The sequence below is a fragment of the Burkholderia catarinensis genome (assembly GCF_001883705.2).
GTDB lineage: Bacteria > Pseudomonadota > Gammaproteobacteria > Burkholderiales > Burkholderiaceae > Burkholderia > Burkholderia catarinensis.
The window spans coordinates 345,262-362,434 of sequence record NZ_MDEQ02000003.1; the positions used below are offsets into that span (position 1 = coordinate 345,262).

Here is a 17,173-nt window from a genome sequence, read left to right on the forward strand (position 1 = left end):
TCTTACGCACCGTGATCAATGGAGAACTCAGGCGTCGGGGAAAGCGCGGAAGCCAGGCGATGGAGTGTGCAGAGGGCCACATTCATCCGTTCGGCCAGCTTTCGAGGCGGGACATTGCATGACTTGGGACGAAGGCTGGCCGAGCGACACGGCTTGTTCTTCTACGACGCGTGCATCGTTGCAGTTGCTTCGATCGAGGGCAGCGACTACCTGTACACCGAGGACATGCACGGTGGCTTGCGCGTGGACGATGGCCCGATGTTGCAAAATCCGTTCGCGTGAGTGCGGACGATTTCGGGTGCGCTGCCGACAAGCCTCTTGGGCCTCTCGATCGAGACGAGCGATCAAGCGGGCCGAGGTTCGCCGGTTTGGCCGCATGTGCGCGGAGATGTCGACTACAGGGAAGGGGGAAGAGGCGCGCAGCGGCTGGTACGAACCAGCCGCTGGCTGAAGACCGACCGGCGCGCGTCGAAGCCGCCGATCGGATGCGAAAAGCGGGAAAGCCGGATGCGGCGCAAACCTCACGCTTGCCGCACCCGACGCGGCCTTACTCGCTGCTCGTCCACTCGACGTTCGCGCCGACCGAACGCAGGTTTTCGACGAAATGCGGATGCGCGCGGCGGATCGGCAGCGCGTTCATGATTTCCGATCGACCTTCGATGCTCGCGGCCACCATCAGCAGCGCGATCGCGACGCGGATGATGTACGGGCTTTCGACGCGGGCCGGCGTCAGTTGCAGCCCGCCGAACGTGATCAGCCGGTGCGGATCGGACAACAGCACGTGCGCGCCGAACTTCGACAGTTCGCCGGACCAGCCGAGCGCGCCGTCGTAGACCTTGTTCCAGAACATCGCGCTGCCTTCCGCGCGCACGCCGAGCGCGATGAAGATCGGCAGCAGGTCGACCGGCAGGTACGGCCACGGCGCGGCTTCGACCTTGGTCAGGATGTTCTGCGTGAACGGCCGGCGCACGCGCAGCGGGCCATCGCGTTCCGCGCGCGACCAGCCGTCGCGGTGCGTGATGGTCACGCCGAACTTCGCGAATGTGCGGTCGATCAGCGGGAAATGCTCGGGCGACGAGTTGCGCACCGTGATGTCGCCGCCCGTGATCGCGCCGAGCGCGAGGAACGTCGCGATCTCGTGGAAATCCTCGGCGAAGCGGAACTCGCCGCCGCCGAGCTTGTCGCCGCCCGTCACGCAGAGCCGCGACGTGCCGATGCCCTCGATCGTGACGCCGATCATCGCGAGGAACTGGCAGAACTCCTGCACGTGCGGCTCGGACGCCGCATTCATCAGCGTCGACGTACCGCGGGCGGTCGTCGCGCACAGCGCGAAGTTCTCGGTCGTGGTGACCGACGCGTAGTCGAACCAGTGATCGTTGGCCGTCAGCGGGCCGTCGGTGCGGACGATCAGGGAATCGGGCGTGCGCTCGATGTGCGCGCCGAAGCGCTCGAACACCTCGACGTGCGGATCGATCTCGCGCACGCCGAGCGTGCAGCCCTTCACGTCGTTCTCGAGGCGCGCGACGCCGAAGCGTGCGAGCAGCGGCGGAATCAGCATGATCGACGAGCGCATCGCCTCGGGCAGCCGGTGGACGGCCGGATCGAACTTCGTGTCGCGATGGTGGAGTTCGAGGAGGCCCGTCGTGAAATCGACCGACACGTCGCTGCCGAGCGTGCGGAAGATGTCGAGGATCTTGCGCACGTCGGTGATGTCCGGCACGCCGACGAGGCGCAGCGGCTGATCGGTCAACAGGGTGGCGCACAGGATCGGCAGGACGGCGTTCTTGTTCGCGGACGGCTTGATGTCCCCGCGCAGCGGAGTGCCGCCGTGGACGATGAGATTCGACATGATATGGGGGCGTATCGGTGACTGACGTAGGCCCATATGATGCCATTGGTCGGCGGGCGGCGTGGAATGTTCGGAGGGGAAAAGGGGGATCGGCGGGCGTGATTGACGGTGTTTGACGTTGGGCACGAGCGATGCCGGCATGCCAACCGAGAGATCGACGTGCAAAAAAATGAAATCAGCCAGCCGCGGCTACCGGGATCGGAATGGTTTCTTATCTCGTAAAATCGAGATCGGATTCCAGAATGCGGCCATTCATGTCGACACCAACTCCCCAATCCCCCTTAAATGAAGATGTGTCCGCGAATGCAGACGGGCGGCCGTGGACGCATGACGAACTTCGTTCGTCAGTCGACGAATATCTCAAAATGATCGAAAACGAGCGCACGGGGCAGTCCTACGTCAAGAAATCGGTATACGACAGGCTGGCCGGGCAGTTCAATCGCTCGTCGAAAGCGTTTGAGTACCGGATGCAGAACATTTCCTATGTGCTGGCGCTGATGGGCCGCCAATGGGTTCCCGGACTCAAACCCGCAAAAAACGTCGGCGCGAACGGCGTGCTAATCGAGCAGTTCATCAACGAACTGGAGCAGCGGTCGGCTGCTCCGATCGTGGAATTCGAACTCGACGTGCGCGACGCGTTGAAAAAGGCGCCGATCGCGCCGCCGACGGGCAACTCGAATCCCTCCACCACCAGTGCGACCGTGACCCAAATTCGTCGCGATCCGTCGGTCAAGGCCTGGGTGCTAGCGCAAGCGAACGGGACTTGCGAATGCTGCCGTGAGCCCGCACCGTTCAAGGGAGCCGACGGGCTGCCGTACCTGGAAGTGCACCACGTCCGCAAGCTTGCGGAGCGGGGCCCCGATCTCGTGTCGAATACGGTGGCCGTTTGCCCGAACTGCCATCGCGAGCTGCATTACGGCGAGAGCGCGCGGCAACTCATCGAACGCCTCTACGCACGGCTGCCGCGCCTCGTTCGAGCATAATCGGCGACGCTTGGCCGGTCACACGCTCACCGTGTCACTGCGCCGCCCGCATCCGTGCGGCGACCACCAGCGAAATCAGGCAACCCACCGCGAGATAGCCGGCGACGAAGTGCCACGAACCGCCGGCCACGCTGACGAGGCCGACCGCGATGAACGGCGTGAACCCGCCGCCGACCACGCTCGCGAACTGGTAGCCGACGCCCGCGCCGCTGTAGCGGTATTCGGCGCCGAACAGCTCGGTGAACAGCGGCTGCTGGACGCTCACGACCATGTCGTGCGCGGCGTTCGCGAGCAGGATCGAGAAGATCACGATCCACGCGATCGACCGCGCCTCCAGCGCGATGAAGAACGGCACCGCGGACGCGACGCCGATCAGCGCGCCGATCAGGTAGATGCGGCGCAGGCCGTAGCGGTCGGCCAGCCACGCGAAACACGGGATCGTCACGCAGCTCACCGCGCCGACCAGCAGGCCGATGTTCAGGAACAGGTCGCGCGACATGCCGAGGTTCGTCGTCGAATAGCTGAGCGCGAACGCGGTGACGATGTACATCGTGAACAGTTCGGCGAGCCGCAGCGCGATGATCAGCAGGAACGCCTTCGGATGGCGCGTCAGCGCTTCCAGCACGGGCAGGCGCAGCTTGCGGTTGCCGTGCTCGACCTTCTCGACGAACTCCTGCGATTCGTCCATGTTCTTGCGCACCCACAGCCCGATCAGCACCAGCACGATGCTGAACACGAACGGCAGGCGCCAGCCCCACGACTTGAACGCGGCCTCGCCGAGCGTGTGGCTCAGGATCGACACGATGCCCGTGGCCAGCACGAGGCCGACGCCGTAGCCGACCTGCACGCCGCTGCTGTAGAACGCCTTCTTTTGCTTCGGCGCGCTCTCGACGGCCATCAGCGCCGCGCCGCCCCATTCGCCGCCGACCGCGAAACCCTGGATCGCGCGCATCAGCACCAGCAGCACGGGCGCCCACCAGCCGATCGTCGAAAATGCCGGCAGCAGGCCGATCGCGACCGTCGACAGCCCCATCAGCATCACGGTCAGCACCAGCATCCGCTTGCGGCCGAGCCGATCGCCGTAGTGGCCGAACACGACGCCGCCGAGCGGCCGGAACAGGAAGCCCACGCCGAAGGTCGCGAACGCCGCGAGCGTGCCCATCGTCGGGCTGACTTTCGGGAAGAACTCGGAATTGAATACCAGCGCGGCAACGATCCCGTACAGCAGGAAGTCGTACCAGTCGACGACGGCGCCGACGAAGCTGCCGATCGCGGCCTTGCGGGCCTGGCTGTGCGCGCGGGCGCTGGCGGCGGCGTCGAGGGTGTCGCAGGTGGGGGTCATGGCGGTGTCTCCTGGTACGGCGCATCGTGGAATCGCGGCGCCGCCGCGTCCGATGCTGCATTGAAGTCGATGAGTGAACGGGAGAATAGGGCGCGCGCCGCATGGCGGCAATTGGCCAAGCGGACAAAGTGCGCGATTATCGTTCAGAATCGTGCGATTATCGAACGCTTTCCGGGTTTGCACTAGGCGGCTCGACGATATCCCGTTCGGCCAGGGTGTGCCGCCGTGAACGATCTGGTTAAAATCTGCAGCATCGAAAACTCGCCCGTTCGGGGCGGATGCCCGTCGCCACCTCGGCCGCGCATGCCGCGCGCGACGGGCGCCATCCCCATCGACGCATGCCCCCCGGAGACTGGAATGCCCGGCAATTCCCACCCGCTGTCCGGCGATACGCCGCCCGTTGCCGATCCGGCCGCCAATCCGCTCGGGATGGCCGGCCTCGAATTCGTCGAATTCGCGGCGCCCGTGCCGGAGGCGCTCGCGCAGCGCTTCGAGCAGCTCGGGTTCAAGGCGATCGCACGGCATGTCAGCAAGAACGTCACGCTGTACCGGCAAGGGCAGATGCATTTCCTGATCAACGCCGAGCCCGATTCGTTCGCCGCCCGCTACGCGGAGGAATACGGGATGGGCGTCTGCGCGATCGGGCTGCGCGTGGCCAGCGCCCGGCGTGCTTTCGAGCGCGCGATCGAGCTCGGCGCATGGGCGTTCGAGGGCGAGAAGGTCGGCGTCGGCGAGCTGAAGATTCCGGCGATCCAGGGCATCGGCGATTCGCACCTTTATTTCGTCGACCGCTGGCGCGGGCGCGACGGCCAGCGTGGCGGCGTCGGCGACATCTCGATCTTCGACATCGATTTCCGGCCGATCGACATCGCGACCGCGCATACCGATCTCGACTGCGTGGGCGTCGGCCTGCAGCAGGTCGACCATTTCACGCAGACGGTCGGCGCGGGGCGCATGCGGGAGTGGCTGGATTTCTACCACGACCTGCTGCATTTTCGCGAGATCCATGAAATCGACGCGCACTGGCATGTGTCGGAGGAATCGCGCGTGATGGTGTCGCCGTGCGGCGCGGTGCGGATTCCGGTTTACGAGGAAGGCACGCGGCGCACCGAGCTGATGCACGCGTACCTGCCCGACCATCCGGGCGAAGGCGTGCAGCATGTCGCACTGGCCACCGACGACATCCTGTCATGCGTCGACGCGCTGCGCGCGAACGGCGTCGAATTCATCGAGCCGCCGGCACGCTATTACGACGACGTCGATGCGCGGCTGCCGGGGCACGGCGTCGATCTCGACGCGCTGCGCCGCCGCGCGGTGCTGGTCGACGGCGAGATCGGCAGCGACGGCGTGCCGAGGCTGTTCTTCCAGACCTTCGTCAAGCGCCTGCCCGGCGAGATCTTCTTCGAGATCGTGCAGCGCAAGGGGCACCACGGGTTCGGGGAAGGGAATCTCGCCGCGCTCGCCCGCGCGCGCGACGCCGGCTGAGCGGCAGCGTCACGCAGTACGCAACACATCAAACCTCACGCGCCGGCGGCCGGCACGCGGTTCGGCGCGGGGTCGTTCGGCTCGCACAAGACGCACGCCGTGCCGCCCGGCGTATACATCGACACGACGCAGCGGTTGCACGACGTGCAGCCCGACTGCGCGAGCCGGCCGCCACGCAGCCCGTTCACGAAACCCGGCTCGAACACGAGCGCCCGTGCGAGCGCGACCGCATCGAAACCTTCGCGCATCGCCTGCTCGACGTTCCCGCGCGAACGCACGCCGCCGAGATAGGCGAGCGGCATCCTGACGGCTGCGCGCACCTTCCTCGAATGCTCGAGGAAGTACATCTCGCGAAACGCGCCCATCTTCGGCTCGGTGAGCTTCTGCGGCGTCATCGCGGCGCGCACGATCGCATTGTCGGCGTTCGCGCGCGCGTCGCCGGGCAGGGGGCTGCCGAACAACTGCCACACCGATTCGACGTTCATCCCGCCGCTCAGCACGAGCAGGTGCGCGCCCTCGGCTTCGAGCCGCCGCGCGATCTCGCATGCGTCGCTGGCCGTTCCGCCGCCGCGCACGCCTTCGGTCACGCCGATCTTGCAGACGACGGCGAGATCGCGGCCCACCGCATCGAGCACGCGGCGCAGCACCTCGGCCGGGAACGCCGCACGCCGCGCCGCGTCGCCGCCGTATGCATCGCGGCGGCGGTTGTACAGCGGCGACAGGAACTGGCTGAGCAGATAGCCGTGCCCCATGTGGATCTCGACCGCATCGAAGCCGGCGTCGCGCGCATGGCGCGCTGCCTGCGCGAATTCGTCGGCGACCGCCGACATCTGGTCGCGCGTCATCGCCTGCTTCAGGAAACGGCCGCTCATCACGCCGACCTTGTTGAAGCCGCCCGACGCGCTCAGCGGCCGTTTCGTCGACAGCGCAGGCAGGAACGTGAAGCAGCCGCCGTGCGTGATCTGCGCGGAGGCGGCCGCGCCGTGGCGATGGACTGCGTCGGTCAGCACGCGGAATTGGCGGACCGTCGGCACGTCGAGCCGCGCCTGGTCGACGAACGTGCGGCCGTCGTCGCTGATCGCGCAGTACGCGACGGTCGTCAGTGCGGCGCCGCCTTCGGCGATGCGCTCGTGAAACCCGACGAGCGCGCGCGACGGCACGCCGTTCGGCGTCATGCCCTCGTTGGTGGCGGACTTGATCAGGCGGTTGCGCAGCGTCAGCGGGCCGATCTGCAGCGGGCTGAACGCGGTCGTGAGGTCGTCGGATTCCATGAGGGTGCGGGCGTCGGGAATAGGCACGGCGACCATTGTGCGGCGGTGGTGCCGGCGCGCATCGTCCGGGTGGACGAGCCGCGGTGAGCCGATGGCGAGCCGGCGTGCCGATGGACGGCCACCCGGGGCCGGCCTGACATGCCCGCGGACGTCACCGCCCGCCGGGATGCATCGTCGGCGGCGTCCGCTCCTGCGTCGCGGCGGATGCATCGGCCCGGTCCGGGCCGGTCGTTGAAGCACCAAGCCGGATTCTCGAGCCCGGCCCAAGCCCCGCCACGACCCGCCGAGCCATCACGCGGGGTCCCCCGCCCGGAGCTTGCGGCCCTGCCGACGCATGCCGTCGAAGATCGCGTCCGCCACGTCCGCCGGAAAATCCGCCGGGATCAGCGCGGCGACTTCGGCGATCGCTGGTTCCGTGCGCGCGGCGACGGCCGCCATCGCGGCGCGCACGTCGTCTTCGGTCAGGCCGACGCGCCGGCCCTGCGCGATCCAGTGACGCGGCTGGATCTCGCCGATCACGTAGTGCCGGTTCTTCCCGCATACGGCCATCGCGAGCCGCGCGCGGCGCGGCGGCAGCTGGTTGCGGCGCGTGCCGATGATCGGATGTGCGGACAGCACGTCATACAGCGGCGTGCTGCGATACGTGTTGCCGGGCAGGTGCGCGATGCTGAAGTTCTTCGCATGGCCGTCGATCGCCGCCAGCACCCAGAACACGAGCTGCGCGACGAAAAAATTCATCCGGTCGTGCACGGCGTCGGCCGAATTCGCGAGGATGCCCATGATCGTCTCGATGCCGGGGCCGCCGTCGGATTCGTATTTCGCGCCCGACGGCGTGCCGGTCGCCTGGCACATGTCCTCCTGCGGCAGCCGCAGGATCCACGAGCCGTCACGCGAGGGGCGCCGGTCGAAGCGCTCGACGATCAGCGCCTTCTGGTCGTCGAACCGGCCGATCTCGCACGGCGCGACCGGCAGGCCGTATGCCGCGACGAGCTTCGAGCACAGCCATTCGTTCTCGACGGACGTCCGCATGTCGGCCTGCATGTTCCCGACGCGCCCGAGCGGCAGCTTGAAGATGTGCGTCGTCGGCGTGCTGCCCGACGGCCGCAACCAGCGGTTCCGCTGACGCAGCAACGCAGTCTTTTCCTGCGCGCCGGCGATCGACAGGCGCAGGTCGCCGTCCGGCTCCGCGCGACCGGGCAGCGGCGCGGCGGTCGCGTGACGCAGCACGTCGGCGACGGCTGCCTCGTCGAGCGTCACGCCGTCGATCGCCTCGAGATCGACGGGCGTCTCGCCGGGCGGCAGCATCTGGATCGCGCCGACGCAATCGCGGCCGATCGACGCGAGCAGTTCGAACGGCGCAGTCGATCCGAGCCGGTAACGCTGCGCGATGCGGCGGCGGATCGGCTCGCTGTCCGGCAGCAGGTTGTCGAAGTAGTCGGCGACGATCGCGCCCTGGTGCGGCTGGTTGCCGGGCGTGAAGGGCAGCGACAGCGACAGCGGCCGCCCCTGGGGATCGTCGAGCCAGCCCGGCAGGTAGACGAGGCGCTCGACGCCGCGCCGGACTTCCCAGTAGCCGACCGGAATGCCGTTCATCCACAGGTCGAGCCGGTCGTGGCGGACGCGCGCGGCCATCGTCACCAGTCCTCCCGTTTCGAGACCCGTGGCTTGCCGGGTGTTGCGGTCGCGGGCCGCTTGCGCGCGGCGCGGGTTGCGGGTTGGGCTGGATTCCTGGCGGGCGTGGTGCCGCGCGCCGCATCCTGCTTGCGTTTGCTCGCGGCCGGTTTGCGAACCGCCGGCGCGGCATCGGGCGCGGGATCAGGATCGGCCGATGCCGCCGACACGTCCTGCTTGCCCAGGGCGAGTGTCATGTGAACGCCGAGCGCGTTCAGCACCTTGAAGAGCCGCTCGATGCTGACCGCCGACGGATTGGCTTCGAGCTGCGCGTAGGATTGCTGCGTGACGCCCAGGCGGGCGGCCAATTGCGCCTGCGTGAGCCCCGCGGCTTTCCGGAAGCCGACGAGTATCGGACGCAGCTGGGTCAGGGTCTGGACAGGAAAGGCCATCGGGCGCTCCGCGAGATGACAGGCGATCGTTTGTAATCGGAAAATACAGTCTATGGCATGTATTTTCAAAATACAAACCATAAACTGTATTCAACAAAAACAAACGATAGCCTGTTACGCGAAAAACCGGCCGTCCTCCGTCCCCCGTGCCGGCGTCGCGCACGACGCCCTCGCATCAACGCATCACGCCGCCCGAAGCGGGTCCGCGTGCGTCCCCCGCGCGCTTTCCGGATCGTCGTCGCCGAGCGGAATGAACGCCATGATCTCCAGGTCGTGCCCCGACAGCGCCGGCAGCCGGAACGGGCTCGACAGCACGTTCAGCCGCCGCACGCCGAGCTCGCGCAGGATCTGCGACCCGATCCCCGTCACGCGGCCGTCGCGGCGCGCGTTGCCGGCCGGCATCCGCGTCGCGTCGCCGCGCATGTCGCAGTCGAGCAGCACCGCCACCCCGCAGCCGGCCGCGTCGATCCGCTGCAGCGCGGCGTGCAGCGGCCACGAATGCGCGGACGGTTCCGCGTCGAGCAGGTCGAGCAGCGAATGGCATTCGTGCACGCGCGTCAGCACGGGCGTCGCCGGATCGGGTTCGCCGCGCATGAGCGCGAGATGCGGCGCGCCGTGGACGGTGTCGCGATACTCGATCGCGCGGAATCGCCCCCACGGCGTATGCAGCGGCCGCTCGCCGATGCGTTCGACGAGCGATTCGTGCTCGCGGCGGTAGTGGATCAGGTCGGCGATCGTGCCGATCTTCAGCCCGTGATGCGCGGCGAACGCCTTCAGCTCGGGCAGCCGCGCCATCGTGCCGTCGTCGTTCATCACCTCGCAGATCACCGACGCGGGCGTGAGCCCGGCGAGCGCCGCGAGATCGCAGCCGGCCTCGGTGTGCCCCGCGCGCACGAGCACGCCGCCCGGGCGCGCGGCGATCGGAAACACGTGGCCGGGCTGCACGAGATCGTCGGGGCGGGCGCCCGAGCGCACCGCGGCATGGATCGTATGCGCACGATCGGCCGCCGAAATGCCGGTCGTCACGCCTTCGGCCGCCTCGATGCTGACGGTGAACGCGGTGCCGAACGGCGTGCCGTTGCGATCGGCCATCGGCGGCAGCCGCAGTTGCTCGCAGCGCTCGGCGGTCAGCGTCAGGCAGATCAGCCCGCGGCCGAAGCGCGCCATGAAGTTGATCGCGTCGGGCGTCACGTGATCGGCGGCGATCACCAGATCGCCTTCGTTCTCGCGATCCTCTTCGTCGACGAGCAGGACCATCCGGCCCGCCCGCAACTCGTCGACGATCTCCAGCGTGCCGGCGAGCGTCATCGTGCCTCCGTCGCGTCGAACGCGCGGCGCAGCGTGGCGGCGCCGAACGTCAGCACGCGCTCGGCCGCGTCGACCACGCCGAGCATGCTCGCGAAGCCGTGCAGCTGGCCCGGCCAGCGCACGAGCGTCACCGGCGTGCCGGCCTGCGCGAGACGCAGCGCATACGCTTCGGCTTCGTCGCGCAGCGGATCGAATTCGGCGCTGACGATCGTCGCTGGCGCCGCGCCCGCGACGTCCGGCGCGGCGAGCGGGCTCGCGAGCGGCGACGCGCGATCGGCGCCGTCGTCGAAATAGTGGCGCTTGAACCAGCGCATCATGTCGGCCGTCAGGAAATAGCCGTCGCCGAACGATTCATACGACGGATGCTCGGTCGCGCAATCGACGACCGGATACAGCAGCAACTGATGCGCGATGCCGATGCCCGAGCCGCGCAACTGCAGCGCGGCGACCGCCGCGAGATTGCCGCCGGCGCTGTCGCCGGCCACGGCCACCGCGCCGGCGCGCGCGCCGAGATCGCGCGCACTGGCGGCGGCCCAGCGCACGGCGTCGCACGCGTCGTGCGCGGCCGCCGGGAAGCGCGCCTCGGGCGCGAGCCGGTAGTCGACCGACAGCACGAGCGTGCGCGCACGCTGCGCGAGGCTGCGGCTCAGGTTCGCGTGCGAGTCGATGCCGCACGACACGAAACCGCCGCCGTGGAAGAACACGGTCAGCGGCAACGGCCCGTCGGCGTCGGGCCGATACAGCCGCGCGGCCAACCGACGGCCCGATGCGGGGATCTGCCAGTCCTCTTCGGCGGCGACGGCGTCGCCGGGCGCGAAGGCACCGCCCGCGGCGAGGCTCGCGCGGTACGCGGGAACGGTGAGCTGCGCGAAGTCGATCGCGGGGGCCTGGGCGAACGCGGCAAGCAGCGCCTGCGCTTGGGGGTCGAGCGGCATGGGAACTCCTGTCTGAATCGGATGCGGTCTGAATCAGGTAAACCCGTGTCGCGGTTTTCCCTGAGTCCGCGCCGGACGCTTGCCGGCACGGCCTGACGGGCATTCCAGCGCAGCGGGCAGGGCGCCACATCATCCGATTGGACGATGGTTCGCCAGCCCCGATGACTAATTCTCACCATTCAGTGAATCTCCCGATGACGCCGGAATTTAGACGCGTCTTAATCATGGCGGCGCGACTGGGTCGCACCGGGAACCTGTCGTATGGAGGATGGAGCGTGCTGATGGAGACGAGATGGGCTCCGCTAGAGAGCCAGGCAACAAGCGACGAGGCCGATATCGGCGTCGCGGATTTCAGCGAGCTGATGGCGCGCATCTACCAGGGGCCGCTGGAGACGCCGCCGTGGGCCGGTGCGCTCGAACTCGTCCGCCGCTGGCTGCAGGCGAACTACGTGACGCTGATCCTGCGCGCGGCCGCGAGCGACCGCCGCGCGCCGCTGTCCGTGCACGCGTCGGAATTCGGCCCGGTCGTGCCGGGCGACGGCGAGGCGTCGTACAACAACTACTACTATTCGCTCGACCCGTTCGTCGGCCTGCCGGCCGATCGCGTGGTCACGGTCGACGACGTGTTCGGCGATACGGGCTGGCTGTCGAGCGAGCTGTACAAGCAGTTCCTGAAGCCGCAGGACGTGCGCTATATCCTCGGCGCCGACCTGCGCACGTCGTCGGGCGTCGAGTGCCGGTTCCGCGTGTGCCGCAACCACGCATCGAAGCAGTTCTCCGCGCGCGACAAGGCGATCTGCGCGCTGTTGCTGCCGCACCTGAAGCGCGCGGTCGAACTGCATTCGCGGCTCGACACGGCCGAGGTCGAACGCTCGATCTATGCGAACGCGATCAACCGGATGCAGATCGGCACGATCACGCTCGACGAGAACGGCGCGATCATCGACCTGAACAGCGTCGCCGACGAGATCCTCAAGCAGAACAACGGTCTGACGATTGCGCGCGGCACGATCGAGGCGACCGACGCGCAGGAGAACCGCACGCTGAAGCGGCTGATCCGCCACGCGGTGATGGGGCACCACGGCACGGCCGCGGCAACCGTCGAGGCGATGCCGATCACGCGCAGTTTCGACAAGCCGCGCCTTGGGCTGCTGGTGCGCACGGTGCTGCTGTCCGACTGGTCGGAAGACAACAAGCGGCGGCCGGCCGTCACGCTGTTCCTGCGCGACCCCGACCGCAAGCCGCAGGGCGCGCAGGAAATCATCCGCAAGCTGTTCGACCTGACGCCGGCCGAGACGTCGCTCGCGCTGCTGCTGACGAACGGGCTGACGCTCGAGGAAGCGGCGGAGGAATCGGGGATCAGCAAGAACACGGCGCGCACGCACCTGCGCGCGATCTTCTCGAAGACGGGCGTCACGCGCCAGGCGACGCTCGTGCGGATCTTGCTGGGGAGTGTCGTGCCGCTCGGCTAAGCGGTGGCCGATGCCTACTCGTCGGAACCGGACGCATTCGTCTGGCGATACATTTGCATCGGTCGATGCGTCGCGTGTCGCATGGTGACGACGACTTCATGCAAAAGAGGCTCGCACGGTGCGAGCCTCTTCTTCATTCCGCGCAGCCGATCGCACATATCGGACGATCAACGCACGTCAATACCGCCCGCGTTCACGACCCGCGCGTCGAGCGATTCGTCCACGCCGCCAGCGCCGGCCACTGCGCGCAGCCGCGCCGGACGAAACCGGCACCCGTGCGTATCACGAGCGCGCCGATCGCGAGCGCGGCGATATCGTCGAGGCGGCCGAGGCCGACCCACGCCGCGCTCATCGCAAGCGTCGCCAGCAACGCCGACAACGCCGACAACGCATCGGTCCGCACATGCCAGCCGCTTGCCTCGAGCAGCGCCGAACTCGTTTCACGCGCCCGGCGCAGCATCCACCGCGACAACGCGGCCTTGCCGACCAACGTGACGGCGACGAGCGCGAACGCCGTCGCGCCCGGCTGCACGACCGGCGGCGTATCGAACCGGTTCGCCGCTTGCCAGATCAACTGCACCCCGGTCACGACGAGCAGCACACCAAGGCCCGCAAGCGCGAGCGGTTCGTAGGTCGGACGCCGCTCCGGCGGCAGGCGCGCGTCGAGCCGGCATGCGACGAGGATCAGCGCATCGGCCGCGAGATCGATCGCCGCGTGCGCGACGTCCGCGAGCAGCCCCGACGAATGCGCGGACCACGCCGCGCCCGTCTCGACGGCGAGCAGCAGCAGGTTGATCGCGAGGCTGACGGCGAGGGCGCGGGACGTAGCCGCGTAAACATGGGGCGTGGCGCGCGACATGCGCTGCATGGCGGATTCGTCTGTCGATAGCGTGGGTGAGCCCCGAACGCTACCGGTCGACGGTGGCAGATCGGTGACAGCGGCGGAATCGCGGGATCGCCCCGGTGCGACGCTGCTGCGGGCGCGCCGGCTTCGGTTCGGAGCGTCTCGATCGCCAGCGCGATGCGCCGGCCGCCGCCGATGCGCAGCGCCATGACGCCGCGCTTGACGCCATCGCGCCGCATCGAATGGATCGGGCGCGTCGTCGGCACCGCGCCTGTCGCGCCCATCGCTTGACGCGCTTCACCTTCGCCACGCTTCGGGCGCGCCTTGGCAGACAGATCGGACAGTCGTCCCAGCGACGCGGCTGGCGCGCGTGATTTCCCCGCGGGATGCTCGACCGGGCTTTCCGGCGCGTGTTCCGATACGGCGCCGCTGCGAGCAGACGAAATTTTCATGTTGAGGGGCTCCAGGAAGGATCGGGAGGTTGCCGGCGGACCAGGCCCCGTCGCTGCTTCGCCCCGGGATTGCCCGACGGTCGCCGAACATGGCGAAGCGAGTGGAGTGGATGCGTGATGCTGGCAACCGCGACGCATTCGGATCCCCGAACGTCTTTTCGCATTCGCCATGCAACGAGCGGCGCCGTGCGTGCGGCCGTTCGCCGTATGCGGATGAACGGCCTTCGTGGAAATGGTGCTCGCTTCGTGTCGGCGCCGGATCCGTGCGCGCACTATGACAACGTAGCGCGCAGTACGATCCTGTCGCGAGATCCCCATGTTTCGAAAGATCAGCAACGCCATGCTCGAACTGCGGCAGCGCGAGCACCCGACGACGACGACGACGACCCCCGAACGCAAGGCGCCGGAGACCGGCAAGCAAAAGGCATCGCTCGGCGCGACGCCGCCACCGCCGCTGGCCGGGCTGAATACGTTCTCGCCCCGGAAGTCGACGGAGAAGTCGCCGGCGTCGCAGTCCGACTGGGGCGCGGAGACGCTGAAGGCGCTGGATGGCATCGCGCAGCGCACCCCGCAGCCGGGCAGCGAACACACGGCCGGCTTTACGACCGGCAGGAAGCAACCGTCGCTGCGTTCGAACACGTCGCTTGCTTCGTCGAAATCGAAAAGCCGCGCCGCGTCGATCACGGACAAGACGAACGACGTCGATACACCCGAGACGCGGCTCACGGACAAGACGAACGACGTCGATATACCCGAGACGCGGCATGTGCCGGCTGTCGTCGCGGCGACACTGCACGAGACCGAGACCAAGACGACGTCGGTCGCGAAGACCGCCAAGGCGGCCGAGACCGCCGACCCGCCCGCATCGGGCGATCACGTGGCGCGCCTCGGTCGCGTGTTCGACACGTTTTTCGGCGAAACCGACACCGTCGACACGCCGGCCGACCCGCCTCCGGCCGTCAAAACGTCATCCGGAAAGGGCCGGAATGCGCCGGTGGTCGCCGACGTGCCGCCGGCAGCGCGCGATGCGCAACGCGATGCGACACGCTCGTCCAACGCGCGCTTCGAGCAGTTGCTGACCGGCCAGGAGATGCAGCCGATCCGCAACAGCGGACGCGACAACAACTGCTCGATCTACTCGCTCGTGCAGTGCGCGCGGCCGGATCTGGACGGTGCCGCGCTGGATCACGAAGTGAGCGAGATCCGCGCCGGCTTCGACGCGCAGCACCCGGACGAGAAGGGCCGGATGCTGCTGCTCGACACCAACGAAGGTGGACACGGCGCGAAACTCGTGTCGCTCGTGAACGAGCGGTTTGGCGTCGACATGCAGGTCGGCGTCGTGCAGGCGGGCGTCGACAACGCGCATCCGGTCACGACGATCGGCCAGTTCCACGGCAGCCAGCGTCAATCCGGGCAGGCGCCGACGCATCGTGTCGTCGTCTGGGACCAGCACGGGCACTTCGAGGCGATCACCAGCGCGCCGGGCAAGGCCATCGACAGCGGAATCGACGCGACGAAACCGACACCGCCCTCGAAGTCGACACCGCCGCTGGCCGTGCCCGTCACGGCAAAGCCGTCGGGCGACCTGGCCACGAGCAAAAGCGACGGCAAGCCACCCGCCAAAAAACCGGACGAAACGCCGCCTGGATCGACGAAGACCGCAACCGGGGAAGCGCTGCCGCGCCCGCACGGCGAAGCACTGGGGCAGCTCGTGCCGAACGCTTCCACGGGTGCGAAGGCGCTCCGGAAATTCGGCCGGTGGATCAAGGTCGACAACGAGAACGCGCTGCCCCAGTTGCTGAACAGGACGAAACCGGAAGGCGGGATCGTGCAAGGTCTTTCGAAGGCGCACTTGACCACGTCGCCGGCGTCCGCGCTGGCGCTCGCGCATGAAGGCGTGAACACGGTCTACGCGGCGCAGGAACTGGGCTCGTCCGCGATGCGCAAGAGCCGCTACCAGAAGCAGCTGGGAAAATGGCCCGCGTCCGGCGACGAGCCGAAGATCAAGACAGGCGGCCGGGAGGCGCCGCTGTCGGAAATCGCCGGAAAGACCGACTTCCAGTCCCGTTACGATCTCAAGGTGGCGATCCTGGGCCAGCCCGAAGGCCCCGAGCGCGACAAGATGCTCGACGTGCTGACCGGGCGCTACATCGCCGAGGTCCAGGGCAAGAATCGCGTGGTCCGGTCCGCGATCAAGACGACCATGTCGGTCGCGGGCATCGGGGCCGGCGTCGGCCTCGCGGTCGGCACGCATGGCGCGGCGTCCGCGGCGCTGGCGGGCGGCGCGATCCTGTCGGGGCGCGACCTGCTCGACAACCGCAAGGCCGCGCATTCGCTCAAGCAGCATTATCGCGACAAGAAGATGGAGGCAATCGCCGACGGCGCGATGCGCAGCCGGCTGCAGAACAAGCTCGAGGGCGAACCGGACGCCGACGAAAAGGCAACCTGGGACGGCATTCGCGCCGACGTCAACCAGCAGCGCATCGCGCGCTTCCTGCCGCTCAAGTTCGACAAGTTCAACGAGAACAAGTCGACCGACAACAAGAAGCAGGAGGTCGATCTCGTGAAGAAGCATGCGGCCGCACGCGTGGTCGGCCTGCTCGAGGAGAGCAACGGCCGGCACCCGCTGGCGCCGGCCTATCTGCAGGCGAACGGCGCCGTGCGCCACAAGGATCTGAAGCAGTTCTACCGCACGGTGGTCAGCGAAGACATGCGCGACGACGGCGGCAGCGACATCGCGTCGGCCTTGCAACTGATGCGCGATCTCGGGATGTCGAAGATGGAAGCGGTCGCGCATCTGCGGAGCGCGGCCGGCGGCGTCGCCCAGCCGAAGCTCGACGAGGAGCAAGCAGAGCGGATGAAGGACGATCCCGATCCGATCGTGAGGCAGATCGCGCAATCGCCGACCGACCGTCTCGAATCGGCGCTCGGTTCGGCAATGGGCCGGCGCTAGGATCGCGGCAATGGACGACGATCGGCGACGAAGCTGGCGATTAAAGATGGGCAGTCATTTTTTCATGAATTTTCGTATGAATCAGGTAATTCTGACGCATTGCATTGCAGGTTTTGCTTCGTATTTATGCGCGTCGATACGCGCCGGTTCCGGTGCCGTGTCGGCCACTCACCTATATTGACCGCACGAAATGCAAGCCGGGTAAATACTTCCAAT

General features: G+C 67.9%; 13 protein-coding genes and 1 pseudogene. 5 read left to right on the forward strand and 9 right to left on the reverse strand.

Translation table 11 applies throughout. The features are described from left to right. Positions 1-153 precede the first annotated feature (153 nt). Positions 154-282 carry a hypothetical protein gene (locus BFF94_RS38180; RefSeq protein WP_281426101.1) on the forward strand — a complete coding sequence of 43 codons (129 nt, stop codon included), beginning with the start codon at positions 154-156 and terminating at the stop codon, positions 280-282. 265 nt (positions 283-547) lie between these two features. Here the strand turns inward: BFF94_RS38180 and BFF94_RS06840 are convergent, their stop codons facing one another. Next, complete coding sequence (locus BFF94_RS06840; RefSeq protein WP_128842052.1) at positions 548-1,849, reverse strand: UDP-N-acetylglucosamine 1-carboxyvinyltransferase; 1,302 nt, start codon at positions 1,847-1,849, stop codon at positions 548-550. Positions 1,850-2,214: 365 nt separating this feature from the next. Between BFF94_RS06840 and BFF94_RS06845 the strand changes: the two genes are divergently transcribed. Next, the gene (locus tag BFF94_RS06845) at positions 2,215-2,832 is read left to right on the forward strand and encodes an HNH endonuclease (RefSeq protein WP_246637236.1); all 618 of its coding nucleotides are present in this window, start codon (positions 2,215-2,217) and stop codon (positions 2,830-2,832) included. Between the two features lie 34 nt (positions 2,833-2,866). Here BFF94_RS06845 and shiA read toward each other — a convergent pair whose 3' ends face one another. Next, entirely contained in the window at positions 2,867-4,174 is a 1,308-nt protein-coding gene (shiA, locus tag BFF94_RS06850; RefSeq protein WP_128842050.1) for a shikimate transporter, read from the reverse strand. Between the two features lie 357 nt (positions 4,175-4,531). Here shiA and BFF94_RS06855 point away from each other — a divergent pair, with 357 nt between their 5' ends. Continuing rightward, entirely contained in the window at positions 4,532-5,659 is a 1,128-nt protein-coding gene (locus BFF94_RS06855; protein WP_128842049.1) for a 4-hydroxyphenylpyruvate dioxygenase family protein, read from the forward strand. A 35-nt stretch (positions 5,660-5,694) separates the two neighbouring features. On the opposite strand, the gene BFF94_RS06860 is transcribed toward BFF94_RS06855, so the two are convergent. From BFF94_RS06860 to BFF94_RS06880, 5 genes are all read right to left on the reverse strand, one after another. Continuing rightward, complete coding sequence (locus BFF94_RS06860) at positions 5,695-6,930, reverse strand: NADH:flavin oxidoreductase (protein WP_128842048.1); 1,236 nt, start codon at positions 6,928-6,930, stop codon at positions 5,695-5,697. Between the two features lie 291 nt (positions 6,931-7,221). Next, positions 7,222-8,562, reverse strand: coding sequence for a type II toxin-antitoxin system HipA family toxin (locus tag BFF94_RS06865; RefSeq protein WP_128842047.1), 1,341 nt, complete (start codon positions 8,560-8,562; stop codon positions 7,222-7,224). Between the two features lie 2 nt (positions 8,563-8,564). Continuing rightward, positions 8,565-8,993, reverse strand: coding sequence for a helix-turn-helix domain-containing protein (locus tag BFF94_RS06870; RefSeq protein WP_128842046.1), 429 nt, complete (start codon positions 8,991-8,993; stop codon positions 8,565-8,567). A 183-nt stretch (positions 8,994-9,176) separates the two neighbouring features. Then, positions 9,177-10,301 (reverse strand): bifunctional 3,4-dihydroxy-2-butanone-4-phosphate synthase/GTP cyclohydrolase II, encoded by a 1,125-nt coding sequence (gene ribBA, locus BFF94_RS06875; protein ID WP_219139137.1) that lies wholly within the window; start codon positions 10,299-10,301, stop codon positions 9,177-9,179. Continuing rightward, positions 10,298-11,236 (reverse strand): alpha/beta hydrolase, encoded by a 939-nt coding sequence (locus BFF94_RS06880; protein ID WP_219139138.1) that lies wholly within the window; start codon positions 11,234-11,236, stop codon positions 10,298-10,300. The genes ribBA and BFF94_RS06880 overlap by 4 nt, the downstream gene beginning before the upstream one ends. Before the next feature lie 281 nt (positions 11,237-11,517). On the opposite strand from BFF94_RS06880, the gene BFF94_RS06885 reads away from it, so the two are divergent. Further along, entirely contained in the window at positions 11,518-12,708 is a 1,191-nt protein-coding gene (locus BFF94_RS06885) for a helix-turn-helix transcriptional regulator (protein ID WP_128843643.1), read from the forward strand. Positions 12,709-12,901: 193 nt separating this feature from the next. Here BFF94_RS06885 and BFF94_RS06890 read toward each other — a convergent pair whose 3' ends face one another. Both BFF94_RS06890 and BFF94_RS37790 read right to left on the reverse strand, forming a co-directional pair. Next, positions 12,902-13,576: a cation diffusion facilitator family transporter gene (locus BFF94_RS06890; RefSeq protein WP_128843644.1), complete on the reverse strand. Its 675-nt coding sequence runs from the start codon at positions 13,574-13,576 to the stop codon at positions 12,902-12,904. Positions 13,577-13,707: 131 nt separating this feature from the next. Continuing rightward, a pseudogene (locus BFF94_RS37790) lies at positions 13,708-13,839 on the reverse strand (acetyl-CoA C-acyltransferase); the annotation flags it as partial. 481 nt (positions 13,840-14,320) lie between these two features. Here BFF94_RS37790 and BFF94_RS06895 point away from each other — a divergent pair. Then, a complete protein-coding gene (locus BFF94_RS06895; RefSeq protein ID WP_219139139.1) occupies positions 14,321-16,957 on the forward strand; it encodes a hypothetical protein in 2,637 nt (878 codons plus the stop codon). The last annotated feature ends 216 nt before the right edge of the window (positions 16,958-17,173 follow it).

Excerpts from the sequence above, each read along its gene's own strand:
- BFF94_RS06880 (WP_219139138.1), bottom strand. The coding sequence starts at position 11,236 with ATGCCGCTCGACCCCCAAGCGCAGGCGCTGCTTGCCGCGTTCGCCCAG.
- BFF94_RS06860 (WP_128842048.1), bottom strand. The coding sequence starts at position 6,930 with ATGGAATCCGACGACCTCACGACCGCGTTCAGCCCGCTGCAGATCGGC.
- BFF94_RS06855 (WP_128842049.1), top strand. The coding sequence starts at position 4,532 with ATGCCCGGCAATTCCCACCCGCTGTCCGGCGATACGCCGCCCGTTGCC.
- BFF94_RS06870 (WP_128842046.1), bottom strand. The coding sequence starts at position 8,993 with ATGGCCTTTCCTGTCCAGACCCTGACCCAGCTGCGTCCGATACTCGTC.
- BFF94_RS06885 (WP_128843643.1), top strand. The coding sequence starts at position 11,518 with ATGGAGACGAGATGGGCTCCGCTAGAGAGCCAGGCAACAAGCGACGAG.
- BFF94_RS06840 (WP_128842052.1), bottom strand. The coding sequence starts at position 1,849 with ATGTCGAATCTCATCGTCCACGGCGGCACTCCGCTGCGCGGGGACATC.
- BFF94_RS06865 (WP_128842047.1), bottom strand. The coding sequence starts at position 8,562 with ATGGCCGCGCGCGTCCGCCACGACCGGCTCGACCTGTGGATGAACGGC.
- BFF94_RS06895 (WP_219139139.1), top strand. The coding sequence starts at position 14,321 with ATGTTTCGAAAGATCAGCAACGCCATGCTCGAACTGCGGCAGCGCGAG.
- shiA (WP_128842050.1), bottom strand. The coding sequence starts at position 4,174 with ATGACCCCCACCTGCGACACCCTCGACGCCGCCGCCAGCGCCCGCGCG.
- BFF94_RS06845 (WP_246637236.1), top strand. The coding sequence starts at position 2,215 with ATGATCGAAAACGAGCGCACGGGGCAGTCCTACGTCAAGAAATCGGTA.
- ribBA (WP_219139137.1), bottom strand. The coding sequence starts at position 10,301 with ATGACGCTCGCCGGCACGCTGGAGATCGTCGACGAGTTGCGGGCGGGC.
- BFF94_RS06890 (WP_128843644.1), bottom strand. The coding sequence starts at position 13,576 with ATGCAGCGCATGTCGCGCGCCACGCCCCATGTTTACGCGGCTACGTCC.